Source organism: Sporosarcina newyorkensis, assembly GCF_900167515.1.
In the GTDB taxonomy this organism is placed as follows: Bacteria; Bacillota; Bacilli; order Bacillales_A; family Planococcaceae; genus Sporosarcina; species Sporosarcina newyorkensis.
In genome coordinates this window covers 1-23,366 of the sequence record NZ_FUYJ01000006.1, presented here as the reverse complement: position 1 = coordinate 23,366, position 23,366 = coordinate 1, and the positions used below count along the sequence as shown (strand labels likewise).

The window sequence follows — 23,366 nt, the reverse complement described above, 5'->3', positions numbered from 1 at the left end:
GGAGGGATTAAATGAGTAAGAAAAAGTTTACAACTATTTATATCTTGACCGTTACAATTCCTTTTTTACTATTAATATTCCCGTTGTATGAAATAGCCAATCGAGCCACACCAATTATTATGGGGCTACCATTCTCTTTTTTTTTCATTATTCTATTCATCTTACTTACGTTTGCAGCAATTCTAATTTTGTATAAACTCGATCCTGATAATGCCTTGGAAGAAGGTGAAGATTAATGGAGCATTGGCAAATCGCATTATTCATTATGATTGGATATTTAGTTATTGCTTTAATTGTTGGAATATTGGCAGGGAAAGGACAAGATTCCAGTTCTTTAGAAGAATTTGCTGTCGCGGGTGGAAAATTGGGATTGATTGTAATGTGGTTCCTGATGGGTGGAGCAGTCTTTAGTGCTTTCTCTTTTCTAGGTGCACCTGGATGGGCTTATGAAAAAGGAGCTCCCGCTTTTTATATCATTACGTATACTGCATTTGCCATTCTTCCATGGTATATCATTGGACCGAAGATATCTAAGATTGGAAAGAAATATAATCTTTATACACTCTCTTCATTTTTAAAGTTAAGATATCAAAATAAATTACTGGGCGTTGTTGTCGGCTTGATTGCTTTATTGGCCTCCATTCAATACTTGGCAACACAGCTTACAGGAATGGCTCATATATTCAATATTATGACAGAAGGTCGAATTCCGTTTTGGCTTGGAGCGCTTGTCTCTTATGGAATTGTAGTTATTTATGTAGCAACCGGCGGATTACGAGCAGCCGCTTGGTCAGATGTATTTCAAGGATTATTAATGATTATCATTTCATGGGTTGTCGGATTGGCAATTGTCCATCAATTACATGGTTCGGTTGGTACAATGTTTACAAATATCGCTTCGGAAACTCCTGAATTCTTGGAGATAGGAAAAGAAGGATCTAATATGGGGAAAATACCGTATACCACCACCATCTTAGTATCTGTCATTGGGTTCCTCATGTGGCCGCATTTATTTACAAAGTCTTATGCATCAGGTCCTCGCGTTATTAAGAAAACCGTTTTGGTCTATCCGATATTCGCATTATTCTTAGTACCCCTATTACTTGTCGGATTCGCCGCTAAAGGAATTGTAGATGCGAATGCTATTGAAAGTGCTGATCAAGTACTTCCTTTCTTGATAACAACCGTTATGAATCTTCCAGGTTGGGTCTACGGATTAGTCGGTGCGGGGGCGCTAGCAGCGGCCATGTCATCTGCAGATGCCATTACACATAATGCGACACTCGAAACAACGGATGGTATTATTCGTGCTATCTTCAAAAATATATCTGATAAAACGGCCTTAGTTATTATGCGCATAGGGGTATTTGTCATTGGAGGATTGGCATATATCATCACGATCTTTGGAGGACAAGGATTAATTGTCTTACTTCTCGGGGCATATGGAGCCATTGTTCAGTTTGCGCCAGGAGTCTACAGCGCCCTGTATTGGCGGCGTGCAACGGCCACAGGTGTTGTAAGTGGAATAATTGTAGGAGCAATCTTAAATTTCTATTATCAATTGGTTGCTTCATCAACACCATTTGGGATTCATGCGGGGATTATAGGATTGATTGCAAACGTCCTGGTAATGATCATTGTAAGTTTACTTTCGAAGCCAGCCGGTAATGAAGAAGAAGATGTGTATCTCCGCAGTTAATCAAATTACAAAATGTTAACATTCTGAAAGGGTGCGTTATTATGTATGCAGATATTATATTTATTAATGGAGAAGTGATCACAGTCGATGGTAATGAGTCCGTTCAGGAAGCCGTAGCTGTAAAAGATAACCAGATTGTAGGAGTAGGAAAGACTGTTGAAATGAATGGATGGATCGGTGAGGGAACTAGGGTAATAGATTTAGATGGAAAATCACTTCTTCCTGGCTTTATAGATGCCCATTTGCATTTGACCATTTTTGGTACCAACTTACTTGGCATCAACTGTCAAGATCCTCATATTCAATCATTGCAGGATTTATATACTGAATTAAAAAAGAAGGTAGATCAGACCCCAGTCGGCGAATGGGTTCGTGTTACAGGTTTTAATGAACATACAATGATGGAAGGGCGCTTTCCTTCCAAACAAGAGCTGGATGCTATATCGACTCAACACCCTATTGTCATTATTCGAGTTTGTAATCATACATCTATTGCAAATAGCCGGGCGTTAGAGTCGGTAGGTTTTACGAAAGAATCCAAAGACCCGGAAGGTGGAAAGATCGAACGAAATTCAAATGGTGAGCTAACGGGGAAAGTGCTGGAAAGCGCCCATATGCAACTCTTTAATGAAGCAGATTACAGCGATAAGGAAATTGAAGAAGGATTTAAGTTGGCATCAGACACATTCGTAAAAGCTGGTATCACAAGTGTACATGATGCGGGTAGTTATGGTTGGGGACCAAATGTTTTGCATTTAATGAAAAAGAGTATTGGTTCTGGCGATGTAAAAGTACGAGTGTATGCTATTGTCGGCTCGCTGACAGATTCCAAGGCCTTCATTCGAAGTATGATAGATGACGGGGCTGTAACTGGAGATGGTGATGAATGGTTTAAAATTGGTCCAGCTAAACTCTTTACGGACGGCAGCAGCACAGGACCTACTCTTGCTACAAGAAAACCCTATGATAGTAATCCGTCAGATTGCGGAATTCTTTATTATAGTCAGAAGGAAATAAATGAAATGTTGGGAGAAGCACATGAAAAAGGATATCAAATTACTGCGCATGCTCAAGGTGATCGCGCAATTGAAATGTTGTTAAATTGTATTGAAAATGTATTGGAAAAACATCCGCGAAAAGATCATCGACATCGTATAGAACATGCCGGAATTGCTAGTCTAGACCTGCAAGAACGTATGAAGGAATTAGGTGTTGTTGCGATACCAAATCCAGCTTTTGTTTATGTGAATGGAGATTCCTATATAAACAATTACGGTGATCGTGTAAATGTAATGTATCCGGCAAAAGATTATTTGGAAAAAGGGATTCCTTTTGCTTTCGCTTCAGATACGCCTGTCATTACGCATAGTCCGCTTCTTGGCATACATGCTGCGGTCAACCGGAAGACTAGCACCGGGCAAGATATAGGGGCTAATCAAAAGATCACTGTTCAGGAGGCGATAAAAGCCTATACGTATATGGGAGCTTATGCTAGTTTTGAAGAACAGCGAAAGGGAAGCATTGAAGTTGGAAAACTTGCTGACTTAGTTGTCTTAAATGAAAGTATTTTAGCAGTTGAATCAGAAAGTTTGAAAGACTTATCCGTTGAATTAACAATGATTGACGGAAAAATCGAATATGAAAAGTTGTATATTAATGTAAAGTAGATTTTGATCGTTTGAGCCTTTACTTACCGTAGGTCCTGGAAAAAGGCTCAAAAATAGTTAAGAGGAGCTGTCTGAGAAGTCATTTTATTTGGCCTTTCAGATTGCTCTTTTTTGTATGCAAGAAGGATTTTGTTTAGTGTAGTTCTGGATTAACTATTGGCCGGGAGATTGTTGAAGTTCGTTGGAAACTCTTTGAGATAGTCTCACCTTCTCTATTAATTATGGCTACACCAGTTGCTATTTAGAAGTTACAAAATGGCTAGGAAGTTATAACTTTCTAACACACTATGTCTAATATTTTAACAATCCTTGTAGGCTATACTAGACTAAATGGATAGCAAACAAAAGGAGATGGACAAATGTTTAATTTTCCAGTAGAAACATTTTGGTGGTTCGTTCCATGGCCATTTATATGGGTTGGGTTGGCTTCAGTCCTCTATTTTAAACTTAAAAAGGAAGATGACCGAGAAGAGAAGCAAAAATAGGAAAATAAATAGTGGATAGGGAGGGATTTAATGAGTATTGATGGTATTATTTTCATCGTTTATTTAGGTGTTCTATTATCAATCGGTTTATGGTTTTCGCGGAAGTCTGCTGCATCGACGGAACAGTACTTACTTGGTGGAAGATCTCTTGGACCAGCCGTGACCGCTATGACGATGCAGACTACTGCGATGAGTGGTTTCATGTTTATGGGAGCGCCTGCTATGGCATTCAAATATGGCTGGTATGCCATCTGGTATGCAATTGGAGATGCCGGGGGATCGATTATAAATCTTTCTGTTTTAGGTAAAAGAATGAGAAGAATGTCTGAAATTTTGGGAGCGCTTTCACCAATTGAGTATCTAGAGAAACGGTTCGAAAGTGCCAGCGTTCGTGTTGTGGGATCGATCATTTCGATCGTCTTTTTATTTGGTTATGTATGTGCACAATTCATTGCTGCCGGAAAGGCAATGTCCACTTTAACAGGTTTTAGTTATGAGCTTTCTCTTATTATCGGAATTAGCGTCATCATCATTTACACGGTTGCCGGGGGCTATTTGGCTGTTGCCTATACATCTTTTGTTCAAGGTCTCATCATGGTGTTCGGTGTGGTCGGCATCGGTTTCCTAGCTTACTTCCACGTAGGCGGATTGACTGGTCTTAATGCTTCTTTAAAGGCTCTAGATCCTACGTATTTAAGTATTTGGGGTAAAGACTTGGCGTATTATGGTCAATGGGGCGTTGTGCTTGGAGCTGTCCTAATCTATTCAATCGGTTATATGGGGCTTCCGCATGTAGTGGTTCGCCATATGTCGATGAAGAGTACAAAGACTGTTAAAGGGGCAATCATGATCAGTGCTATTTGGAATCAATTCTTCATTTTTGTTCCATATATCCTAGGTCTAATTGGGATCATCTTGTTGCCGACCATCGCTGATCCGGAAATGATTATTACGGAATTAGCGTATACTTTGTTCCCAGGTATTTTTGCGGCACTCTTACTCTCTGCTATTATGTCAGCGGTCATGTCGACTGCGGATTCCATCCTTATGCAAGCAGGTTCTATTCTTTCACGTGACGTCTATCAACGATTCATCAACAAGAATGCAAGTCAAAAAACAATGATTATCGTATCGAGACTGTGCATATTAATGGGTGGTATTGTCGGAGTAGTCGTTGCTATCTATGAACCGCCTTCCGTTTTCGCGTTGGTCTTATTTGCTTTTGGAACATTAGGAAATGCGTTTCTCGTACCTTATGTCGCTTCGGTTTATTCAAAAAAAGCTAATTATATTGGGTGCTTATGTGCAATGATTGGAGGGGCAGCAACGAATATTCTTTGGACTTCTACGGACCTGGAAGCGACTACAGGGCTTCATCCATTTTTAGCAGGTCTTATCGTATCACTTTTAGGTATGATCATTGGAAGCCAGTTCGGTCGTCGTCCATCAAAAGAAATTCAAGATGCTTTCGAGAAATCAAGACAAAAACGTTTCTTTTCAAAAGAGTTCGATCGAAATATTGCACGTGATTTGGCTCCGGAAGCAAGTATCTTGTCACAGTTCTTATTGAAAAAATAACGTACAGGAGTAATTTATTATGAATGCTATTCTAACGCAAGAAATTGTTTTTAATGAAGAAGAAGTTTTGCAAGGTTTGCAGCAGTATGAAAAGGAAATAGAGTTCCGTATTCAGGACGTAATTTATTATCCATATTACTTTTTTGAATTTCAAGTGAGTGCGAAAAGTTTGCTGAAATTTAGGGGAAAGGCGGCTTGCACAGTGGATGGACTTGGCGGTCGGGGTGCTATGGTCGATATCCAGCCGGTGTTTTACCAGCGGCAAATTGCTCCGGAACAGGCCCCGCCTCTCATTATCAATGAAAAAGAAGCCGCTGGTATTGCAGAGAAGTTTGTTTTCGAAAATGCTTCAACAAAAGCAAAGTTTGTCACAATGCCCAAAATATCAGAAATTCACCGAACGCTCTTTTATCGGCCGTTTTGGTTAGCGGAATTTGAGATGGCAGATAACTCACCGGGACACCTAATAGTGGATGCGGTTAGTGGGAGTTATCATCCTTTATAAAATAGGACCTTATATTTTTGAGTAGGAAGCACGGTAGGGGTTCAACATGTAAACAAGATTCGAATTCTTTTATACAGCCACGATTTGCGTAAAATATATGTGTGGAGATTGAATGAGTCAAGTTATGGTCCTCAGTTGATTTGCGATAATAGCTACTTCTAAAGCTACACGATTTAATGGAGACATGAAGTCTTTTCCAAGTATGGATTCAATTTTGTTTAGTCGGTGATACAGTGTTTGCCGAACGATAAACAGGCGATCAGCGGTTTCTTTTTTTGAACCTCCGCACTCCAGATAAATTCGGAGTGTTTCTAATAAATTGCTATCGGTCTTTTTGTCATATTCGATAATAGCATGTAGGTAATCTTCTACATAATGATCAAGATAACCTTGATTCTTTATTGATAGAAGGAGCCTATAGATGCCAAGATCTTCATAGAAATTACTCTTAAATGGGAGTGTTTCTTTAATAGCCAAAACTTTTTTTGCTTCTGCATAACCTTTTTCAATAAGTGTGAAGTCATGATGGACAAAACTGATACCTAGTGTATATGAGCGACCATGCAAAAAGTTATCGTCGTTCAAGTCGGTAATTTGTTGTGCGATTTGTGAAAAGCGGTCGGTGTCTTTTGCACTGGGATCTGCTGCTATAAATGAGGCAATGATAGAAATTTCATTTTTATTCACAGTGAGAGCTGGAAAGAAACCATTTCGTTTGAATAGCGAACGAACAGCCATCGATTGCTGCAAACGAATTTCTTCCCAACTGTGCTCATCCAAAATGGACTCATGCGTATTCAGTTGGATGACAAAGATCCGATAATGCAAGTTCCGGCTATTAGTGGGTAAATGGTATTGAACTTCCTCTTGCTCAACAGGACGACCGTGCAGTAAATTACGGACAAGTTCATCTTCATTATGTTGTTTTCTTTCTTCAATTGTACGGTCTCTAAGTGATATTTGAGCAATTGCAAGAGAAGCCCGATCTAAAATTAAAAAAGTGAACTCATTGGAAATCGACTGTTTAAGTTGGAGGCAGACATACCCTAATGTTTGCCCAAGCCCATTGACAGGTGAGATGGCAAATAGACTTGTCCCGACTAAAAAAACATCTTGTTTTGCGCTTCGTGTCGATGTTTTTATTAAAAGCTCTTGTATAGGATGTTCCCAATTAATCGCTTCGACCGGATAATAATAAGATTTGGCGTTATCAGCAATAAACAAAACATTTTGTTTAAAGAAGGAATGTAACTCCTGCAGAATCTTTAACGTTCCATTAGGCATTAGACTTAACTGATTAAACCGTCTGGATAATGTATCAATTTTTGAAAGCATTTCATAGTGATGGTTAATCAGTAGTGTATGGAGATCTTGGGTGATATCAACAAATTTAACTGTTTTCTCAAAAACAATGATGGGGAAGTTTTGTTGGTCGGCTAGTTCTATAATTTCTTTCGGGACTTCCTGATAGTGAATCCCTTTTTCTATGCAAATACAGGCAACGTCTGTTTCGATCAGTTTTTTTATATAGTGTATATGTGTTGGTAAATCACGCGGTAACTCAATTCCGGTCGTTAAGATCAATTCACCACCATTGATTAATGAACCAAAGTCTCTCACTTCTAAAACATGGGACCACTTTACTTGACGATCCAATCCATTATTACCAGCGGCTACTCTTGCATGTTTAAATGAGTCGCGAGCTAAGACATCGCGAACAGTTAACGAAAGTTCATTCATCAAGTTAAGACCTCCATAATGTGAAAAATATATAGTGACAATGTTACACTATGTAAAATGAAAGTAGTCTAAAAAATTAGTAAACTTGTAATTGTAGTTTAGCTTATGTGCGACTATTACGCAAGGTACTGAGAACAGGAGGAAGAAAGATGAATACAACAGCAATTGAAAAGAAAACGCTTTCGAACTTTATTGATGGACAATGGGTTAAATCAACTACAAAAATATATGAAGAAGTGCCAAACCCTGCTACAGGAAAAATTATCGCAGAAGTGCCCATTTCAACGACCGAAGATTTAGAAAAAGCGGTTATGGCGGCGAAAAAAGCTTTCACTTCTTGGCGAAATGTTGCCGTTCCGCAAAGAGCGCGAATACTATTTAAATACCAGCAGCTTCTTATAGAACATTGGGATGAGCTGGCGAAACTAATTACTGTAGAGAACGGAAAAAACTACGAAGAAGCTTATGGCGAAGTCCAACGTGGCATTGAATGTGTAGAATTTGCAGCAGGAGCCCCAACGCTGATGATGGGTTTTCAACTCCCCGATATTGCTACTAATATAGAATCGGGAATGTACCGCTATCCTCTTGGTGTGATCGGTGGGATTACGCCATTTAACTTCCCTATGATGGTTCCTTGCTGGATGTTCCCGCTGGCGATTGCAGCAGGCAATTCATTCATTCTTAAACCGTCCGAGCGAACGCCGCTTCTTGCCAGTCGTTTGGGAGAGCTTTTGCAAGAAGCAGGTTTACCAGATGGCGTGTTTAACATCGTTCATGGGGCGCACGACATTGTCAATGGAATGCTAAGCCACGCGGATATCCCTGCTATTTCATTTGTAGGATCACAACCGGTTGCCGAATACGTATATAAAACAGGAACAGCGAATGGCAAACGTGTGCAAGCGCTTGCTGGAGCTAAGAATCACACGATTGTCATGCCAGATGCGGATATGGATCTAACCGTAAAAAATATAATCAATGCAGCATTCGGTTCTGCCGGAGAAAGATGCATGGCTTGTTCGGTAGTTGTAGCAGTCGGAGATATTGCAGACGAGCTTGTGAGCCGTTTAGTCGAAGAAGCGAACAACATGACTATTGGAAATGGTTTGGATGAAGGAATCTTCCTCGGACCCGTTATCCGTGATTCACACAAAGAGAAAACACTCGCTTACATTGAGTCGGGTGTCGAAGAAGGAGCCAAGCTGGTCCGCGATGGTCGAAAAGATCAATCCTCTTCTGAAGGAGGTTATTTTGTAGGTCCGACAATTTTTGAAGGGGTTACAAAAGAAATGCGGATTTGGAAAGAAGAAATTTTCGCGCCCGTCCTTTCGATTATTCGAGCCGAGACACTCGATGATGCAATTTTACTAGCTAATCAGTCGGATTTTGCAAATGGAGCTTGCTTATTTACGGACAGTGCAAAAGCTATTCGTCAATTCAGGCAAGAAATGGATGCAGGGATGCTTGGTATAAACTTAGGCGTACCTGCACCGATGGCATTCTTCCCATTTTCCGGCTATAAGAAGTCATTTTATGGTGACCTCCATGCTAATGGTCGAGATGGTATTGAATTTTTCACACGTAAGAAAATGTTGACAGCACGTCATTCTTAACAATAATGGAAGGGGAGTTTTGATGGCTACTGCAAAGGAACAGACGAATTCATTAGTGGAAAAGGACCGGAATAATATTTGGCATCACATTTCTGCATATAATGAAAAGAATCCACCGATGATTGTAGAGAGCGGAGAAGGTGCTTGGATCAAAGATCATCAGGGCAAACGCTATTTGGACGCCATGTCGGGGTTATGGTGTGTAAATGTCGGGTATGGCCGCGAGGAACTTGCGCAAGCGGCTTATGAACAAATGAAAAAGATGTCTTATGTGCCGATGTCTCAGAGCCATGAACCAGCGATTGAACTAGCAGCGAAACTGAATAAAATGCTCGGTGATGATTATAAGATTTTTTATTCGAATAGTGGATCAGATGCAAATGAAGTCGCATTCAAGTTGGTCCGCCAGTATCATCAGCAAAACGGAGACCATTCTCGATATAAATTCATTTCTCGTTACCGCGGCTACCATGGAAGCTCGATGGGAGCATTGTCAGCCACAGGGCAGGCACTTCGAAAGTTTAAATATGAGCCACTAGTGCCAGGATTTTTGCATGTGGCGCCTCCGGATAATTATCGAAAACCTGCTGGTCAAACTATAGAAGAGTATAATATTCAGCGAGCATTGGAGTTTGAAGAGAAGATTATCTGGGAACAGAAAGAGACAATAGCAGGGATTATTATGGAGCCCCTTATTACAGGCGGGGGTATCTTAATTCCACATCCGGTTTACGTAGAAAAAGTTCAAGAGATCTGTACTCGCCACGGTGTCCTCTTGATAATTGATGAAGTGATTTGTGGATTCGGAAGAACAGGAAAACCATTCGGTCATCAGCATTTCAATGTGAAGCCAGATATTATCACGATGGCAAAAGGTTTAACGAGTGCCTACCTGCCGTTATCTGTGACAGCAATCCGTAAAGATATATACGAGAAGTTCGATACGGGTGAAGAGAATAGCCATTTACGTCACGTCAATACCTTCGGTGGGAATCCGGCTGCTTGTGCGGTGGCTTTGAAAAACTTAGAAATTATAGAACGTGAAAATCTTATAGATCGATCAGTAGAACTGGGAGATCGTTTGCACAAAGTGCTTGCTAGTTTGAAAGGTCACCCATTTGTAGGCGATATTCGAGGTTTAGGTTTCTTATTGGGGATTGAGCTTGTCGAGAACAAGGACACAAAAGAACCTGCGACCAATGCTCGAATCGGTAAAATAATAGGTGACTGTAAAACAAATGGGCTAATCGTCGGACGTAATGGAGATACGGTGGCTGGCTTCAACAATGTTCTCACACTCTGTCCGCCGCTTTCTTGTACGGATGAGGATTTTGATTTCATCGTCTCTGTGTTGAAGAAAGTATTCAAAGAAAATGAGTAATTAGTTAACTCGATTAAGAAGTACCTCCCTGCTTTTATAAGTACGGGGGTACTGTTTACGACGCACCATACGGCAACCAGACTCATGTACGATGTGAAGATTACGATAATGGATTAGAACCTGTGTTTGAGACAGGAAAAGAATACTCATCTTATTGTGGGAGGAATGTCTATGCTGATCGGTGTGCCAAAGGAGATTAAAAGTAATGAAAATCGTGTGGCAATGACACCAGCTGGAGTATTTACTTTGCATTCGGCTGGCCATGAGGTAGTAATTGAAACAGGAGCAGGTCTTGGATCTAGTTTTACTGATGAAGAATACATTCAAGCGGGTGCAAAAATTGTCCAAGAGGCCGCCGAGGCATGGGGAGCAGAGATGGTTATGAAAGTGAAAGAACCCATTCCTTCTGAATACCGTTATTTCCGCAAAGGATTACTAGTATTCACGTACTTGCATTTAGCATCTGAGGTTGAGCTGACTAACGCTCTTTTGGATAACAAAGTGATTGGTCTCGCTTATGAAACAGTACAACTTCCAAACCGCTCTTTACCGTTGCTAGCGCCAATGAGTGAAGTGGCTGGGCGTATGGCGACACAAATTGGGGCTCAGTATCTTGAAAAGACAAATGGTGGAAAAGGCATACTGTTATCGGGCGTGCCGGGTGTACCACGTGGTAAAGTCGTTGTCATTGGTGGAGGACAGGCTGGAACGAATGCTGCTCGCATTGCAATCGGTATGGGCGCCCAAGTAACAGTTCTTGATTTGTCGGTAGATCGTTTACGTCAGCTAGACGATATTTTTGGCAGCGATATTCAGACGTTAGTTTCGAACCCGTTCAATATTGCAGAATCTGTAAAAGAAGCGGATCTTGTCATTGGAGCCGTGTTGATTCCTGGAGCAAAAGCACCAAAACTTGTTTCAGAAGTGATGGTGCAATCGATGAAACCAGGTTCCGTGCTAGTGGATATCGCTATTGACCAAGGAGGAATTTTTTCCACATCTGACCGGGTAACAACTCATGATGACCCGATCTACATTAAGCACGGAGTGATCCATTATGCTGTTGCTAATATGCCTGGTGCGGTGCCGCAAACTTCTACAATGGCATTGACCAATGTGACGGTACCGTATGCACTTCAAATTGCCAATAAAGGTTGGATGCAAGCACTTCTTGATAATACATCGCTGCGAACAGGCTTAAATACCTTAAACGGGAAGATAACATGTTTGGCCGTTGCACAATCTCAAGGATTGAAATATGTATCCCCAGAGTCTCTATTGGCAGGGGAAGACTTGGTTATAAATTAATAAAAGTAGATAATAGTCCTATGAATCATAACTCAGCTGATTGGCAAATTCTTAAAACTAATTTGACATATCAATTTGATCCTTTCATGTTTCTATAGGTCAAACCTCGGGAAGTATTATACTTGAGGTGAGAACCATGGGAGAACTTTTAATCATACTAATAGTATTAGGAATACTAGTGATCATTGGTCAAGTATTGCTGTATTTAAAACGCTTTGGAGATAAAAGAGGTGTATGGATTCAAAATATACTTCTGAATTTACTGATTGGCTTTATATCGTATACATCCTTTCCGGATAACTATACTGCCAGTAAAATGATTGCGTTGGTGCTCTTTGCAGCAGGAGTAGTAGGCTTTATTATGAGCATCGTTGGGAAAAAAACGACTATGGCTGCGAAGCTGTTGATATCGATTTCTGTAATCGGCGGATATTTATTTTTAATCTTCAGCATATGAAATTAAAAGGCTATCACTGAAATTTTCCAGTGATAGCCTTTTTATCATTTCACAAGTTCTCGTTTCAAAAAATCAACTTCTGGATAATAAGCATCTTTCACAAGCAAATTCGGTCCAAGACAGCGGACAGCAGGGCAGTGACAGCTCACACTTTTTGCAAGTGGATGTTGTTGCCATCGATCATACAGTTCAGGCAAATGATCCGTCTGAATATTTCCAAGAGGTGGTACATCGCCAAAATCTGTGACAATTACATCTCCCGTGAAAATATTAACATTCAAACGAGAGCGACCGTCCGGATCATTGCGCACAGTGACATTTTTGCTGGCTGCAAGTTTTGCAAACAACTCTTGATCACGGGCGTCTTGACTGCAGTTGTAGAACGGCAATGTTCCAAATAACATCCAGGTATTTTTATCGCGATAGGAAAGAAGATCTGTGATGGCCTGCCGTGTTTCGTCGAGTGAAAGTACGTCTAGAGAAGAAGCGAAATCACTTGGGTACATAGGGTGAACTTCATGACGTCCACATTTCATTTCATTGACAATTTGCTCATGAATGGTTTTCAAATGAGGCAAAGTTCGACGATTCAGCATCGTCTCGGCGGATACCATGACACCCATTTCCGATAAAGCTTTACTGTTTTCAATCATGCGTGCAAACTGGGCCGCGCGTCGGTCACGGGGCGGTTGTCGTTCCATTCTGGCAAAGCCGCCATCAATGAAATCATCGACTGTACCCCAGTTATGCGAAATATGTAACACGTCCAAATAAGGAGCAATCAGTTCATAGCGATCAAATGGCATCGTTAAATTCGAATTCACTTGCGTCTTAATTTGGCGTGAATGTGCATATTGCAATAGAGGTACGACGTATTGCTCGACAGATTTCTTCGAAAACATCGGCTCACCGCCAGTTAAACTGATTGTCCGCAAATGGGGAATTTCATCCAGTTTCTGAAGTAGTAATTCAATCGGCAACGCGTCCGGATCTTTCGGTTGAAGCATATAACCGACTGCACAATGCTCACAGCGCATATTACATAGATATGTCGTAGTAAATTCAATACTGGACAGCACTTGTTTTCCATGTGTGTCCACGTCATTATAGGCTTCCCAAGCATCTGATAAATGGGGAGTGGATAGTACCATTATTTAAACTCCTAACTTGTTAGTTCTGTTGCAGAACATATTCGGTAATCTCTTTTGCATACTTATTCATGGAAGAAGGAGAGACGTCAAAATGTTCTGCAATGTCCTTCCATGTCATCGTGAGTGGCTCAAACAACTCGTTTTCTTGTCCGTAACGGATGGCACCTGCTGCAATCGCCACTTCTTTCCGTGCATTCGGCTGCTGTTCTACTAAAAAGTCTTCAATGAGTTCAAGCAATGCATCAGATTGTCGTTCACTCATCTCTAAGAACTCCGCAGCTGCTTGCAGAACGCCAGACTCGAATTCAGTGAACTCGTCTCCTGCATAACCGTTATCTCCAAGCTTCACCCAAAACGACATTGTATGTTCTTTTACCTGATCAATCGAATTCGCAAATTGTTTGATAGCTTCCGAATGATCGGTAGGGAAGAAAATCAAACTGGATACAGCTAAATAATTACCCTCTTCTGTTCCGTCTGGCAGCAAGAAACAATAAAAATGAACGCCAGCTGGAACCGGTTTTTCGCTTTCTTTCCACAACTGAATCGTTTCATCACCGATGATGCTTGCGGCGGTCATATACGTCTCATCTACAGCTGTCACTTTGCCGATGAAAACGCGTGGATGCGCCCATTGATCCAGCAAACCTAAAATTGAAGGCCGTACTTGTTTCTTCTTTTGCTTTTCAATATAACTTTCCCATATATCCGAACGTTGATGGAAGAAAAATTCATCCAACGCAATCGCTTCAATCATTTCTTCAGGTAAATATTCACGCAAAGAGGATTTCCAGGAATCCGCGAAGTCAATGAACTCTGATACATCCTTACGTTCAGGATACGTATCATAGAACGTCTGCAATAAGCGTTCCATTTCTTCGGTTTGTACTTCTTCAACAGATACCGCCTGCTTTGATTCGCAACACTTTTTATATTTCTTTCCACTGCCACAAGGGCATGGTTCGTTTCGTCCTACCATACATACACTTCCTTTGATAAATTAACACATAGTCTAGTGTACCAAACGATAGATGAGATGGCATTGGATTTGTATGGCGAGGATTAAAATGAATAACTCTGAATATACAAACAGTCGGCGAAATGATACGCTACTGAATAGTAAAAGAGTAAGGCAACAGGGGGAGGGAATAGAGTGACATATCTGTCTACTGGCGAACTAGCAAAGCGTCTGGAAGTATCGGTCCGAACATTACGTTACTATGATCAAATTGGCTTGGTTCAACCTACTGAAAGAGGCAACGGAGGTAAGCGTTTATATACTGAGGACGATATTTTTACGTTAGAGAAGATCCTCATACTGAAGGACCTATCATTATCTCTCGAAGACAGTAAGCAAATTATTCAGGAGCAATCGATGGCGTCAATCTTATCGGCACACAGATCATCTTTAACTGAACAAGTAGAAACATTGGATGAGTCAATACGGCATACTACCTCGCTCATTCATGTGCTAGAGCTCGAGGGGGAAATAAAATGGCAAGACTTATTAACTTTAGTAGTGGACCACAAGAAAGAAAAGAATTGGGCTTTCTATTTTACTGATGAAGAGCAACAACTGCTTGAAATGCAGCTGCCTTCTTTAGAGAGCCAAGACATTTCCACGAAAAAATGGATGAATTTGATTAAACGGATCGAGCTATGTATTAAGAATGGCGCTTCTCCAAAGTCGGAAGAAGCGCAAATTATTATGGATGATATGAATATTCTTTCCGATGAGACGTTTAATGGTGACCAGGAGCTCATGGATAAGTTTTGGGAAGTGAGAAAATCTGGAGAAGCTTCTGCTGAACTTCGACTGTACCCAATTCGGCAAGAAATCATTGATTTCATTGAGCAAGCGTTATCAGTCTAACTCAATCCATTAAGCGAAAGCGGTTAGAAACAAGGCTATGGCATTAAATGTGCCGTGAATTATCATGCCTGGAAAAACGGATCCTGTCTTTTCATAGGTCCATGAGAAGAGGAGTCCAGAGACAAATGTGATAGGTAATACATTATAAGTAGGAATATGGACCAACATAAAGATGAAGGAACTCCCCATCATTCCCAAAGCTAGACCGTAACGGCATCTAAACCAGCGATACAGAAAGCCACGGTAAAAAATTTCCTCATACACTGGAGAAATAATGCTGGCTGAAACAAATGCAATGAAGAATGTGAGTGGTGAAAGATGAGTTTGTACACTTTCCGTTTTACTGTTATCTACACCAATCCCGACAAATGACATTAAGAAAACCATTAGGATACTGCCAATGATCAACACAACAGTCCATCCAATAATCGATCCCCAATACGAACGAGAAAAACGATTTAATCCAACATCTCTCCATCCGAGCTGCTTTGGACGTAATGCCACTACATAAAGTCCCGTCATGAAAATAATAGACATGATTAAGCCAATGAGTGTGCCGGAATATAAATCGTTTTGAAATAGGTCGGTTAGGTAGTTCATCAAAAGGTATTCGATGAAAAAGGGAATGAGCACTAACACAAGAAATAAAAGTTGAAACAATTCCTTTTTGCCCCAAGGCGAAGTTTTGAAAAATGAAAGCATAGTATTTCCTCCTCATACGGTGTTAATTTAAGTGTATGAGGTGACGCTACGTAACCTGCAAGAGATAGTTTCAATAAAAATAAAAAAGATGCTTTCCAAAATAGAAAGCATCAGCAGTTTAACTTTGTCATGCAGTACTTGTAGAAGTATTCTCATATGCGACGAGTGTCACACCTAATTCATTCTCCAAACGATTTAGTGCATGAAGTTCCTCTTCTCCCAACTTTGCAATTGGTGCTTCAATCTTTGCCATATACATCTTCCTTTCTGAATTTGTACATAAGGTGGCTGAATGAGGACAGATTATACAAACGAATATAAATTAGGAGGCAGCATCATGTACGACCCAACTGTTTTTGAAAACCTTAAAGTAGCATTCGAAAATCATGTCTATGATTTGGATAATCTAGAACGTACGATTTCCATCTTGAACCGTACCGATCAGTTAGATTTAGCAGTCATGTCAAGAAAATTCTCTATACAATTTTCATTAGTAAGCCATCCCGCTGTGAGCGTGGAGATTGCGCTGAATTCATCGCTTCAAGAATTGGCGGATGAAATACTAGAAGCGAAAGGAACAGAGCCAGGCTGCTTATTGTCTTTGCGCGTCCTTATAAATGTGCAGGACATGGATACACAATGTGAGCAGGTCGAAAACATTATTCAGACGATCTGGGAAAATGATATCGAATATAGGCAGACGCTGAGTTTTCATTATGGACAGACAGAGCCTGGTTTTCTAAACACGGTAGAAATCGACTTTAAACCGAAATTGACGGAAGAGCATATGGGAGAGATTGGAGAGTTTTTGCAGCATGTGCTGGAGATGCTTGTTCGAATAAGTGAAATATGAAAAGGACATCTGAGCTTTAGAGATGTCCTCATTTTATATGCTGTTCTAAAAAAGTTTCTATGCCTGGATAACTTTCATGTTCGATAATAAACAGTATTTTCTCATTGTCAACTAGACGATAGGATGCGATCTCACTCAGCGCCACCGCTAAGCAGGTCATGGCGTTGGCTTCTTGAGTCGACTTGTGCTTTTTTTGCCCCAATAGTTCCAATACCTGCTCATAATACTCCTCTTCAGCCAAAGGCAAAATGAACTCATCAACTTTACCTTCTTTTACGAGCACTTGAAGTGCCAGATCCAAACACCTTTTTTCTGCCTGCAATGTTTCTGCATCGACAACGCGAATGACTGGCGGCTCAGGTTCTGGCGGATGGTGCAAAGCTTGTTCAAAAGCCCAGATATAAACGCCATCTGGATTAAAGTGGCTCGGATCACTAAACTGCGTTCCATAGCCGCATTCCATACAAACAGCCGTATAATTCATGAAATACACGTCAATACCTGGCTCCTCCACATTACGATAAGTTTGATAGGGCATAAACACATCGTGTCCGCAAAAACGACAAATAAGCGGTTGACCTAGAATCCAAATTTGGCTTTCATCGCAACTCAACTCTTCTGCCATCCCGTCTTCACCTCAATGTAGATAATATTCGTTTTCTTTCCATTCGTTTGCTCTTGCACAAGCTGTGTTGTACTGCAAACCTCACACATCAAGGATTGCAAAGTCAGCTGCTCTCGATCTATCTTCTTTGGCAATTCCAAATCCAAATAGACTTCCCGATGACGGAACACTTTACCGCCGCATAATGTACAACACAGCTGTTTACCCAGGATTTCCACTTCATAAATTCCGCGTCTTCTGACCAAACCCGCACCTCCCTTATTTTTTGAAACGGTTTCCTGTATTCGAATACACAACGGCGAAAACAACGAGCAGGACAAAGAGAGCGAGCCCTACTACAAATAAAATTTGCTGATTGAGCAATTCACTCAATGCAAACAAACCTATACAAAAACTCAATCCATACATGATTTTTGACATGAATTTACATAATGCCAGTTCATCAATCTTCGCCTTTTTCTCTTCAGACATCGTATTATAACCCGAAAGAAGAAATGCACCTTTTCCTTGAGAGAGATAGAAAGCGAAGATCAAAAAGGCGATCATTAGTATGATATCGATAATAGCCCCAGTCATGGCCAACCCTCATTTCCTTTCAATTGCTTCTCTTGCAAAGATACGACCCAAGCGAATCAAAAGTTTCATTAAACGAAAAATGAAGCCAACTCGATAGAAGAGTAGACTTCATTTTACACTATCCGGAAGTTGTTTGTTCTTGATGACTTCTGCTTCTCTCTGCCGACATGGAAAGTGAAATAACTGCAGAAATAAACGCGATAATGACAATACCTCCACCAACTGCCGGCATACTTGTCACGCTGCCTGTCTGACTGAATACCATTCCACCTACACCGGAACCAAGCGCAATTCCAACTTGTAAAGCGGAATTATTAAAGCTTTGATGAATATCCGAGGAGACCGGATCGCTTGTAATAATATAATCCTGCTGTGCAGGTGCCAGCGCCCAGCTGAGTGCGCCCCAAACCATCATAAACACAATGAAGAGCGGAATCGAGAACGTGGAATAGGGAAGTGCGAACAAACTAACCGCGAATGCTCCCAAAATGACCAAAATACTTTTCTTCGAGCCTAAGCGTGAAGCGAGTCCACCGCCGAAAGCACCACCGCCAACTGCTGCCAGTCCAAACAGGAAGTAGAATACACTGATCCAATAAGGACTCAACTGCATTGTTGTCTCAAGGAACGGAGTGAAGTATGCATACACCGTATAGTGTCCAGCAAGCATAAACATCGTTGCCAAATGTGCAAAGAAAATCTTTTTATTGGCAAGGGCTTTAATTTGAGCTGAAAGAGGCTGCACTTCGCCGGTTGGGATTGTTTCCAGGAATTTTGCGATCAACAGAATCGAACCGATTGTCAAAATCGCAATCCCTAAAAATACAGAACGCCATCCAAACGCATTCGTGACCACGATTCCAATCGGCACACCGAGCACGAGCGATGAACTGATTCCCATATAAATATAACCAAGCGCTTTCGCCCGATACTTAGGCTCCACTAGACGCGCCGTAATCGTCAAAGAAAGCACAATGACTAGCGCCGCACTCGCGGCTGTCAAAACACGTGCTGCCATCATCAAGCCGAATGAAGGACTGAAATACGTCAGTACATTTCCAATGAAGAAAACTCCAAGCGCAATCAAATACAATTTTTTACGTTCCACTTTCGCCGTCAGTGACAGTAACACAGGACCTGCAATAGCATACACAAGAGCGAAAACTGTAATTAATTGTCCCGCTGTCGCGATCGAAACATTCAAATCGTCCGCAACGACAGGCAAAATCCCGCCTACAACGAGTTCCACCAGACCCACTGTAATGGCGGACACTGCTAATAAAAATACTCTAAAATCCACAATAATTCCTCCCGCTTAAGTTGCAAACTTTCTTTGTTGAATAGAAAAAATCCTGATTACAAAAATAACTTTTGTAATCAGGAGATTGACGGTTCCTGGTAGAGACCCCCGAACCATATTATCGGGGTTATACATGTTGATTCCCATAATGAAATTTTCTATTGTTCAATTTATCATGGATTTTGGGAGTTGGCAAGGTTGGGGGCCCCGTTTACGAATAGTAAATGATATGAAGATTCTGTATAATATAGGTAATGAGATGTAGCAGAGCGTAGCTATGGGATCTTCAGCTATTGAACCCAAAGTTACCAAGGGAATGTGCCCGCGTTCTCATGGGCATCTAGTAGTTCGCAAAGAGAAAAATGGTTCATTCATTAGCTGTGATCATTTCCAAAATATCGGTATACAACAGAAGTGATTTTGTGAAAAGTATAAAGTTGTTGCTAAGTCTGAGTACCAGCAATTAAAGACAAAAATCTTCGGAGGGAAGGAATATAATATACCTGTGTTCTTTTATGGATTGTGATCGATATACGATGGAGGTAATAGTTTCCTGTATAGGCACCCAACTCAAAACCCTATTCAGTTGTAAAGCGAGACACTATCAAGTATAATTTTCAAATAAACTGCGCTGCTCAATGGAGTGACAAAGGATGGATACATATGAAATTTGAAGAAGTGTTGCCGCGTTTAAAGGCTGGCGAGAAAGTGATTCGCAGCGGTTGGGGCGGAGCTGAGTTGTATGTGAAGCTAGTAGGAGAAAGTGAGCATGATGGAAAGAAGCTGAATCCTTATTTCTTGATTAATGTAACAGGCGAAGGCTACACCATGTTTACTCCTACAGTTTGTGATTTATTAGCGGAAGATTGGATTATTGTTAAATAAGACGGATGAATCAAAGCTCATGAGCAATCATGGGCTTTTTTAATAGGAGGGCGTTATGAAATTTGAAGAATATGTGGGGAAGACAGTTGTTGTAACAGGTGCTGCATCGGGAATTGGAAAGGCACAAGCGCTTGCGTTTTTGGAGAATGGAGCTAATCTATTTGCGTTAGATATAAATGAGGAAGAGCTTCTGCATATGAAGCGGGCATACCCTGTACAGTTTGCGTATTCAATTGGCAGTATAAGTTCAAGTGAAGACGTGACGCATGCCGTTGCCGAGGCACTTGCGACATTTGGTCAAATTGATATTTTATTGAATACGGCTGGGCTACTGGATGGCTTTGCTAAAACACTTGACACGGACGAAGCGCTTTGGGATCGGATAATGGATACGAATGTTAAAGGGACATATCTTATGACGAATGCTGTTTTACCTCATATGATCGCTCGGAAATCCGGCGTTATAGTCAATATGGCATCTATCGCGGGGCTTGTTGGAGGCGGTGGTGGTGCGGCGTATACAGCTTCAAAACATGCGATTGTAGGTTATACGAAACAGGTGGACTTGGATTATTGCCGTGAAGGAATTCGCGTCAATGCAATTGCGCCGGGAGCGATTCAGACGCCGATGAACCAGGCGGATTTCGAAGGCGAGGCTGAAATGGCGAAGTGGGTGGCAGAGGAGACACCGGCTGGACGCTGGGCGCAGCCAAGTGAAGTTGCAGACCTAACGTTATATTTAGCCAGTCAAACTGCTGATTATATTCATGGTACAGTCGTTCCGATTGACGGAGGATGGACAGCCAAATAAATCTGTTGTAATGTGTGAATTTCTGTTATACTACGCATGCAAGCAAATTTTGCTTGCACTGCGGCACTTTTGATTGAGCGAAAGGCTCATTCTTCCTTTGGCCGTAGTTATTACTGGAATAGCATATGCTATTTCACAAAGGAGATAATAAAATGAGTATGTCTTTTGTAAAAGATTCACAAAAGAGTGCAGTGAGTGAGCTGACGAAAACAGCGCTTGTTGCGGCTTTATATGTGACAGTTACAGTAATGTTTTCAGTCATTAGTTTCGGTGCAGTACAGCTGCGTTTATCTGAGATGTTCAACTATCTTGCATTGTACAATAAACGTTATGTGGTAGCTGTAACACTAGGTGTTATGTTCGCCAACTTTATGTCACCGACTTGGCTCTTAGATGTTCCAGTGGGTACTATAGCTACATTCCTTGCGTTACTTCTTTGCCGGGTAGTGACGAAGAATATTCAGAATGATGTTTTAAAAATGGTGATTACTGCCATTATCTTCGCATTGTCGATGTTTACAATCGCTGGTCAATTGACAATTATTCTAGGTCTGCCGTTTTGGGCGACTTGGGTTACAGTTGGAATCGGTGAATTATTGTCTATGACAGTTGGCGGAATGATTATATATACGTTGAATAAAAAAATAGACTTATCCAAATAAAAAAGGCACATTCTGACGTGCACCCCAAAAGTTAGAGTTCAAAATCTAACTTTTGGGGTGTTTTATTATGGCTAAGTATAGTAATGAATTTAAGATGATGATTATTCTTGAGTATCTCGATGGTAAATCTGGATATAAGACATTAGCCAGAAAATATGGTGTGAAGGCTGATACACAAATTAGGAATTGGGTGAAATCATACGAGAAGTATGGTGTCAAAGGAGTGTTTCGAAAGAAAAGTAAGGAAGTTTACCCTGTTCAATTCAAGCTCGATGTACTAAGCTTTATGAAAAGGACAGGTACTTCTTTAAATGAAACCGCACTTCATTTTGGATTAACGAATCCTCCTATGATCTCTTCATGGAACAAGAAATTCCTTGAAGGAGGTGCAGAAGCCCTGGACCAACCGAGAGGACGGCCACCCATGACGGATAAAGCAAAGAACGTTAAAAGCACTAGGACTACTTCAGAGAATGAAATGACGCGTGAACAGACATTAGAAAGGGAGAATGAACTCCTACGTCTAGAGGTAGCGTACCTAAAAAAGTTAAAAGCTTTTCAGATGGATCCGGACGGCTATCTCGAAAAGCACAAGCAACGTTATCATACGAACTCAAAGAAGAATTCCGACTGATTGACGTGCTTCAAATTGTAGGAATTCCGGAATCTTCTTATCACTACCATGTTAAACGGTTCAAGTTAGAAAATCCCAATCAGCAGATGGAGGAAACCATCCAATCTATTTTTGATGAGCACAACGGCAATTATGGGTATCGCAGAATCCACTTAGAATTAAAGAATCGTGGGATCCGAGTGAATCATAAAAAGGTGCAGCGAATTATGCGCAAGCTCGGATTGAAAGGTGCGAAATTCATTCGAAAATCACGCCGCTACAGTTCTTACAAAGGTACCATCGGTACAGTGTCAAAGAACCGAGTGAACCGACGCTTTAACACGCCAATCCCTTATCAAAAACTCACAACAGATATCACGGAGTTTAAGTGTGCAGATGGGCGTAAACTCTATCTTAGTCCAATGATGGATATGTACAACGGAGAGATTCTTTCCCACGGTATCAGTATGCATCCTACCCTTGATTTTGTGATGAAGCCGTTAGAAGAAGCACTTGATATCGTGAAAGATGCAAAATATCGCACGACCATTCACTCGGACCAAGGCTGGCACTATCAACATTCACATTGGGTCACTACACTTAAAGAACACCACGTGTTCCAAAGCATGTCCCGAAAAGGAAACTGTCTAGACAATTCGCCCATGGAAAATTTCTTCGGCTTATTGAAGCAAGAAATGTATTATGGTGAACCGCTTCGTACGTACGAAGAATTGGAACAAGCGATCAAGACGTACATTCATTATTACAACAACAAACGAATTAAACAGAAATTGGCTGGCATGAGTCCGGTACAATACCGTCTTCACACCAGCCAACTAGCTGCGTAATATAAAACTCTAACTTTTAGGGGTCACTACA

At 41.0% G+C, this 23,366-nt stretch carries 25 protein-coding genes, 1 pseudogene and 1 riboswitch; of the genes and pseudogenes, 17 read left to right on the top strand and 9 right to left on the bottom strand.

The window, feature by feature from the left end; all coding sequences use genetic code 11:
- Positions 1-11: 11 nt before the first annotated feature.
- The 6 genes from B5D59_RS11825 (at position 12) to B5D59_RS11805 (ending at position 5,934) form a co-directional block, all read left to right on the top strand.
- Positions 12-236, top strand: coding sequence for a hypothetical protein (locus tag B5D59_RS11825; RefSeq protein ID WP_078818099.1), 225 nt, complete (start codon positions 12-14; stop codon positions 234-236).
- A complete protein-coding gene (locus B5D59_RS11820) occupies positions 236-1,699 on the top strand; it encodes a sodium:solute symporter family protein (RefSeq protein ID WP_078818098.1) in 1,464 nt (487 codons plus the stop codon). Before B5D59_RS11825 ends, B5D59_RS11820 begins: the two co-directional genes overlap by 1 nt.
- Before the next feature lie 41 nt (positions 1,700-1,740).
- Positions 1,741-3,366: an amidohydrolase gene (locus B5D59_RS11815; protein ID WP_078818097.1), complete on the top strand. Its 1,626-nt coding sequence runs from the start codon at positions 1,741-1,743 to the stop codon at positions 3,364-3,366.
- A gap of 359 nt (positions 3,367-3,725) precedes the next feature.
- Entirely contained in the window at positions 3,726-3,851 is a 126-nt protein-coding gene (locus tag B5D59_RS18580; protein WP_281250671.1) for a hypothetical protein, read from the top strand.
- A 30-nt stretch (positions 3,852-3,881) separates the two neighbouring features.
- Positions 3,882-5,429 carry a sodium/proline symporter gene (locus tag B5D59_RS11810; protein WP_078818096.1) on the top strand — a complete coding sequence of 516 codons (1,548 nt, stop codon included), beginning with the start codon at positions 3,882-3,884 and terminating at the stop codon, positions 5,427-5,429.
- Positions 5,430-5,448: 19 nt separating this feature from the next.
- Positions 5,449-5,934 (top strand): hypothetical protein, encoded by a 486-nt coding sequence (locus B5D59_RS11805; RefSeq protein ID WP_078818095.1) that lies wholly within the window; start codon positions 5,449-5,451, stop codon positions 5,932-5,934.
- Positions 5,935-6,051: 117 nt separating this feature from the next.
- On the opposite strand, the gene B5D59_RS11800 is transcribed toward B5D59_RS11805, so the two are convergent.
- Positions 6,052-7,674 carry a PucR family transcriptional regulator gene (locus B5D59_RS11800; protein ID WP_078818094.1) on the bottom strand — a complete coding sequence of 541 codons (1,623 nt, stop codon included), beginning with the start codon at positions 7,672-7,674 and terminating at the stop codon, positions 6,052-6,054.
- 149 nt (positions 7,675-7,823) lie between these two features.
- On the opposite strand from B5D59_RS11800, the gene B5D59_RS11795 reads away from it, so the two are divergent.
- From B5D59_RS11795 to B5D59_RS11780, 4 genes are all read left to right on the top strand, one after another.
- Positions 7,824-9,290, top strand: a complete 1,467-nt coding sequence (locus B5D59_RS11795; RefSeq protein WP_078818093.1) for a CoA-acylating methylmalonate-semialdehyde dehydrogenase — start codon at positions 7,824-7,826, stop codon at positions 9,288-9,290.
- A 22-nt stretch (positions 9,291-9,312) separates the two neighbouring features.
- Positions 9,313-10,671: an aspartate aminotransferase family protein gene (locus B5D59_RS11790; protein ID WP_078818092.1), complete on the top strand. Its 1,359-nt coding sequence runs from the start codon at positions 9,313-9,315 to the stop codon at positions 10,669-10,671.
- Between the two features lie 171 nt (positions 10,672-10,842).
- Entirely contained in the window at positions 10,843-11,979 is a 1,137-nt protein-coding gene (ald, locus tag B5D59_RS11785; protein WP_078818091.1) for an alanine dehydrogenase, read from the top strand.
- A 136-nt stretch (positions 11,980-12,115) separates the two neighbouring features.
- A complete protein-coding gene (locus B5D59_RS11780) occupies positions 12,116-12,436 on the top strand; it encodes a hypothetical protein (protein WP_078818090.1) in 321 nt (106 codons plus the stop codon).
- A 44-nt stretch (positions 12,437-12,480) separates the two neighbouring features.
- Here B5D59_RS11780 and yfkAB read toward each other — a convergent pair whose 3' ends face one another.
- Both yfkAB and B5D59_RS11770 read right to left on the bottom strand, forming a co-directional pair.
- A complete protein-coding gene (gene yfkAB, locus B5D59_RS11775; RefSeq protein WP_078818089.1) occupies positions 12,481-13,587 on the bottom strand; it encodes a radical SAM/CxCxxxxC motif protein YfkAB in 1,107 nt (368 codons plus the stop codon).
- Between the two features lie 19 nt (positions 13,588-13,606).
- A complete protein-coding gene (locus tag B5D59_RS11770) occupies positions 13,607-14,566 on the bottom strand; it encodes an SEC-C metal-binding domain-containing protein (protein ID WP_078818088.1) in 960 nt (319 codons plus the stop codon).
- A 174-nt stretch (positions 14,567-14,740) separates the two neighbouring features.
- Between B5D59_RS11770 and B5D59_RS11765 the strand changes: the two genes are divergently transcribed.
- Positions 14,741-15,460 carry a MerR family transcriptional regulator gene (locus tag B5D59_RS11765; protein ID WP_078818087.1) on the top strand — a complete coding sequence of 240 codons (720 nt, stop codon included), beginning with the start codon at positions 14,741-14,743 and terminating at the stop codon, positions 15,458-15,460.
- A gap of 9 nt (positions 15,461-15,469) precedes the next feature.
- Here B5D59_RS11765 and B5D59_RS11760 read toward each other — a convergent pair whose 3' ends face one another.
- Positions 15,470-16,162 (bottom strand): CPBP family intramembrane glutamic endopeptidase, encoded by a 693-nt coding sequence (locus B5D59_RS11760; RefSeq protein WP_078818086.1) that lies wholly within the window; start codon positions 16,160-16,162, stop codon positions 15,470-15,472.
- 127 nt (positions 16,163-16,289) lie between these two features.
- Positions 16,290-16,415 carry a hypothetical protein gene (locus B5D59_RS18575; protein ID WP_281250670.1) on the bottom strand — a complete coding sequence of 42 codons (126 nt, stop codon included), beginning with the start codon at positions 16,413-16,415 and terminating at the stop codon, positions 16,290-16,292.
- A gap of 84 nt (positions 16,416-16,499) precedes the next feature.
- Here B5D59_RS18575 and B5D59_RS11755 point away from each other — a divergent pair, with 84 nt between their 5' ends.
- Positions 16,500-17,015 (top strand): hypothetical protein, encoded by a 516-nt coding sequence (locus B5D59_RS11755; RefSeq protein WP_245799512.1) that lies wholly within the window; start codon positions 16,500-16,502, stop codon positions 17,013-17,015.
- 28 nt (positions 17,016-17,043) lie between these two features.
- Here B5D59_RS11755 and B5D59_RS11750 read toward each other — a convergent pair whose 3' ends face one another.
- The 4 genes from B5D59_RS11750 to B5D59_RS11735 form a co-directional block, all read right to left on the bottom strand.
- Positions 17,044-17,640: a hypothetical protein gene (locus tag B5D59_RS11750; RefSeq protein WP_009497786.1), complete on the bottom strand. Its 597-nt coding sequence runs from the start codon at positions 17,638-17,640 to the stop codon at positions 17,044-17,046.
- The gene (locus tag B5D59_RS11745; protein WP_040759318.1) at positions 17,625-17,885 is read right to left on the bottom strand and encodes a hypothetical protein; all 261 of its coding nucleotides are present in this window, start codon (positions 17,883-17,885) and stop codon (positions 17,625-17,627) included. Before B5D59_RS11745 ends, B5D59_RS11750 begins: the two co-directional genes overlap by 16 nt.
- Before the next feature lie 13 nt (positions 17,886-17,898).
- Positions 17,899-18,216 carry a DUF3784 domain-containing protein gene (locus B5D59_RS11740; RefSeq protein ID WP_078818084.1) on the bottom strand — a complete coding sequence of 106 codons (318 nt, stop codon included), beginning with the start codon at positions 18,214-18,216 and terminating at the stop codon, positions 17,899-17,901.
- Between the two features lie 118 nt (positions 18,217-18,334).
- Complete coding sequence (locus B5D59_RS11735; protein WP_078818083.1) at positions 18,335-19,516, bottom strand: MFS transporter; 1,182 nt, start codon at positions 19,514-19,516, stop codon at positions 18,335-18,337.
- Positions 19,517-19,570: 54 nt separating this feature from the next.
- Positions 19,571-19,671, bottom strand: a riboswitch (purine riboswitch).
- A 508-nt stretch (positions 19,672-20,179) separates the two neighbouring features.
- Between B5D59_RS11735 and B5D59_RS11730 the strand changes: the two genes are divergently transcribed.
- The 5 genes and pseudogenes from B5D59_RS11730 to B5D59_RS11710 form a co-directional block, all read left to right on the top strand.
- Complete coding sequence (locus B5D59_RS11730) at positions 20,180-20,401, top strand: DUF2829 domain-containing protein (protein ID WP_078818082.1); 222 nt, start codon at positions 20,180-20,182, stop codon at positions 20,399-20,401.
- 55 nt (positions 20,402-20,456) lie between these two features.
- A complete protein-coding gene (locus B5D59_RS11725) occupies positions 20,457-21,212 on the top strand; it encodes a 3-oxoacyl-ACP reductase (RefSeq protein WP_078818081.1) in 756 nt (251 codons plus the stop codon).
- A 152-nt stretch (positions 21,213-21,364) separates the two neighbouring features.
- Positions 21,365-21,874 (top strand): QueT transporter family protein, encoded by a 510-nt coding sequence (locus tag B5D59_RS11720; RefSeq protein WP_176132572.1) that lies wholly within the window; start codon positions 21,365-21,367, stop codon positions 21,872-21,874.
- A gap of 67 nt (positions 21,875-21,941) precedes the next feature.
- Positions 21,942-22,508 carry a helix-turn-helix domain-containing protein gene (locus B5D59_RS11715; protein WP_009497739.1) on the top strand — a complete coding sequence of 189 codons (567 nt, stop codon included), beginning with the start codon at positions 21,942-21,944 and terminating at the stop codon, positions 22,506-22,508.
- Positions 22,502-23,335 (top strand): annotated as a pseudogene (locus tag B5D59_RS11710) (IS3 family transposase); the annotation flags it as partial. The gene B5D59_RS11715 and the pseudogene B5D59_RS11710, both read left to right, overlap by 7 nt.
- Positions 23,336-23,366: the final 31 nt, after the last annotated feature.

Excerpts from the sequence above, each read along its gene's own strand:
- B5D59_RS11825 (WP_078818099.1), top strand. The coding sequence starts at position 12 with ATGAGTAAGAAAAAGTTTACAACTATTTATATCTTGACCGTTACAATT.
- B5D59_RS11820 (WP_078818098.1), top strand. The coding sequence starts at position 236 with ATGGAGCATTGGCAAATCGCATTATTCATTATGATTGGATATTTAGTT.
- B5D59_RS11815 (WP_078818097.1), top strand. The coding sequence starts at position 1,741 with ATGTATGCAGATATTATATTTATTAATGGAGAAGTGATCACAGTCGAT.
- B5D59_RS18580 (WP_281250671.1), top strand. The coding sequence starts at position 3,726 with ATGTTTAATTTTCCAGTAGAAACATTTTGGTGGTTCGTTCCATGGCCA.
- B5D59_RS11810 (WP_078818096.1), top strand. The coding sequence starts at position 3,882 with ATGAGTATTGATGGTATTATTTTCATCGTTTATTTAGGTGTTCTATTA.
- B5D59_RS11805 (WP_078818095.1), top strand. The coding sequence starts at position 5,449 with ATGAATGCTATTCTAACGCAAGAAATTGTTTTTAATGAAGAAGAAGTT.
- B5D59_RS11800 (WP_078818094.1), bottom strand. The coding sequence starts at position 7,674 with ATGAATGAACTTTCGTTAACTGTTCGCGATGTCTTAGCTCGCGACTCA.
- B5D59_RS11795 (WP_078818093.1), top strand. The coding sequence starts at position 7,824 with ATGAATACAACAGCAATTGAAAAGAAAACGCTTTCGAACTTTATTGAT.
- B5D59_RS11790 (WP_078818092.1), top strand. The coding sequence starts at position 9,313 with ATGGCTACTGCAAAGGAACAGACGAATTCATTAGTGGAAAAGGACCGG.
- ald (WP_078818091.1), top strand. The coding sequence starts at position 10,843 with ATGCTGATCGGTGTGCCAAAGGAGATTAAAAGTAATGAAAATCGTGTG.
- B5D59_RS11780 (WP_078818090.1), top strand. The coding sequence starts at position 12,116 with ATGGGAGAACTTTTAATCATACTAATAGTATTAGGAATACTAGTGATC.
- yfkAB (WP_078818089.1), bottom strand. The coding sequence starts at position 13,587 with ATGGTACTATCCACTCCCCATTTATCAGATGCTTGGGAAGCCTATAAT.
- B5D59_RS11770 (WP_078818088.1), bottom strand. The coding sequence starts at position 14,566 with ATGGTAGGACGAAACGAACCATGCCCTTGTGGCAGTGGAAAGAAATAT.
- B5D59_RS11760 (WP_078818086.1), bottom strand. The coding sequence starts at position 16,162 with ATGCTTTCATTTTTCAAAACTTCGCCTTGGGGCAAAAAGGAATTGTTT.
- B5D59_RS18575 (WP_281250670.1), bottom strand. The coding sequence starts at position 16,415 with ATGGCAAAGATTGAAGCACCAATTGCAAAGTTGGGAGAAGAGGAACTT.
- B5D59_RS11755 (WP_245799512.1), top strand. The coding sequence starts at position 16,500 with ATGTACGACCCAACTGTTTTTGAAAACCTTAAAGTAGCATTCGAAAAT.
- B5D59_RS11750 (WP_009497786.1), bottom strand. The coding sequence starts at position 17,640 with ATGGCAGAAGAGTTGAGTTGCGATGAAAGCCAAATTTGGATTCTAGGT.
- B5D59_RS11740 (WP_078818084.1), bottom strand. The coding sequence starts at position 18,216 with ATGACTGGGGCTATTATCGATATCATACTAATGATCGCCTTTTTGATC.
- B5D59_RS11730 (WP_078818082.1), top strand. The coding sequence starts at position 20,180 with ATGAAATTTGAAGAAGTGTTGCCGCGTTTAAAGGCTGGCGAGAAAGTG.
- B5D59_RS11725 (WP_078818081.1), top strand. The coding sequence starts at position 20,457 with ATGAAATTTGAAGAATATGTGGGGAAGACAGTTGTTGTAACAGGTGCT.
- B5D59_RS11720 (WP_176132572.1), top strand. The coding sequence starts at position 21,365 with ATGAGTATGTCTTTTGTAAAAGATTCACAAAAGAGTGCAGTGAGTGAG.
- B5D59_RS11715 (WP_009497739.1), top strand. The coding sequence starts at position 21,942 with ATGGCTAAGTATAGTAATGAATTTAAGATGATGATTATTCTTGAGTAT.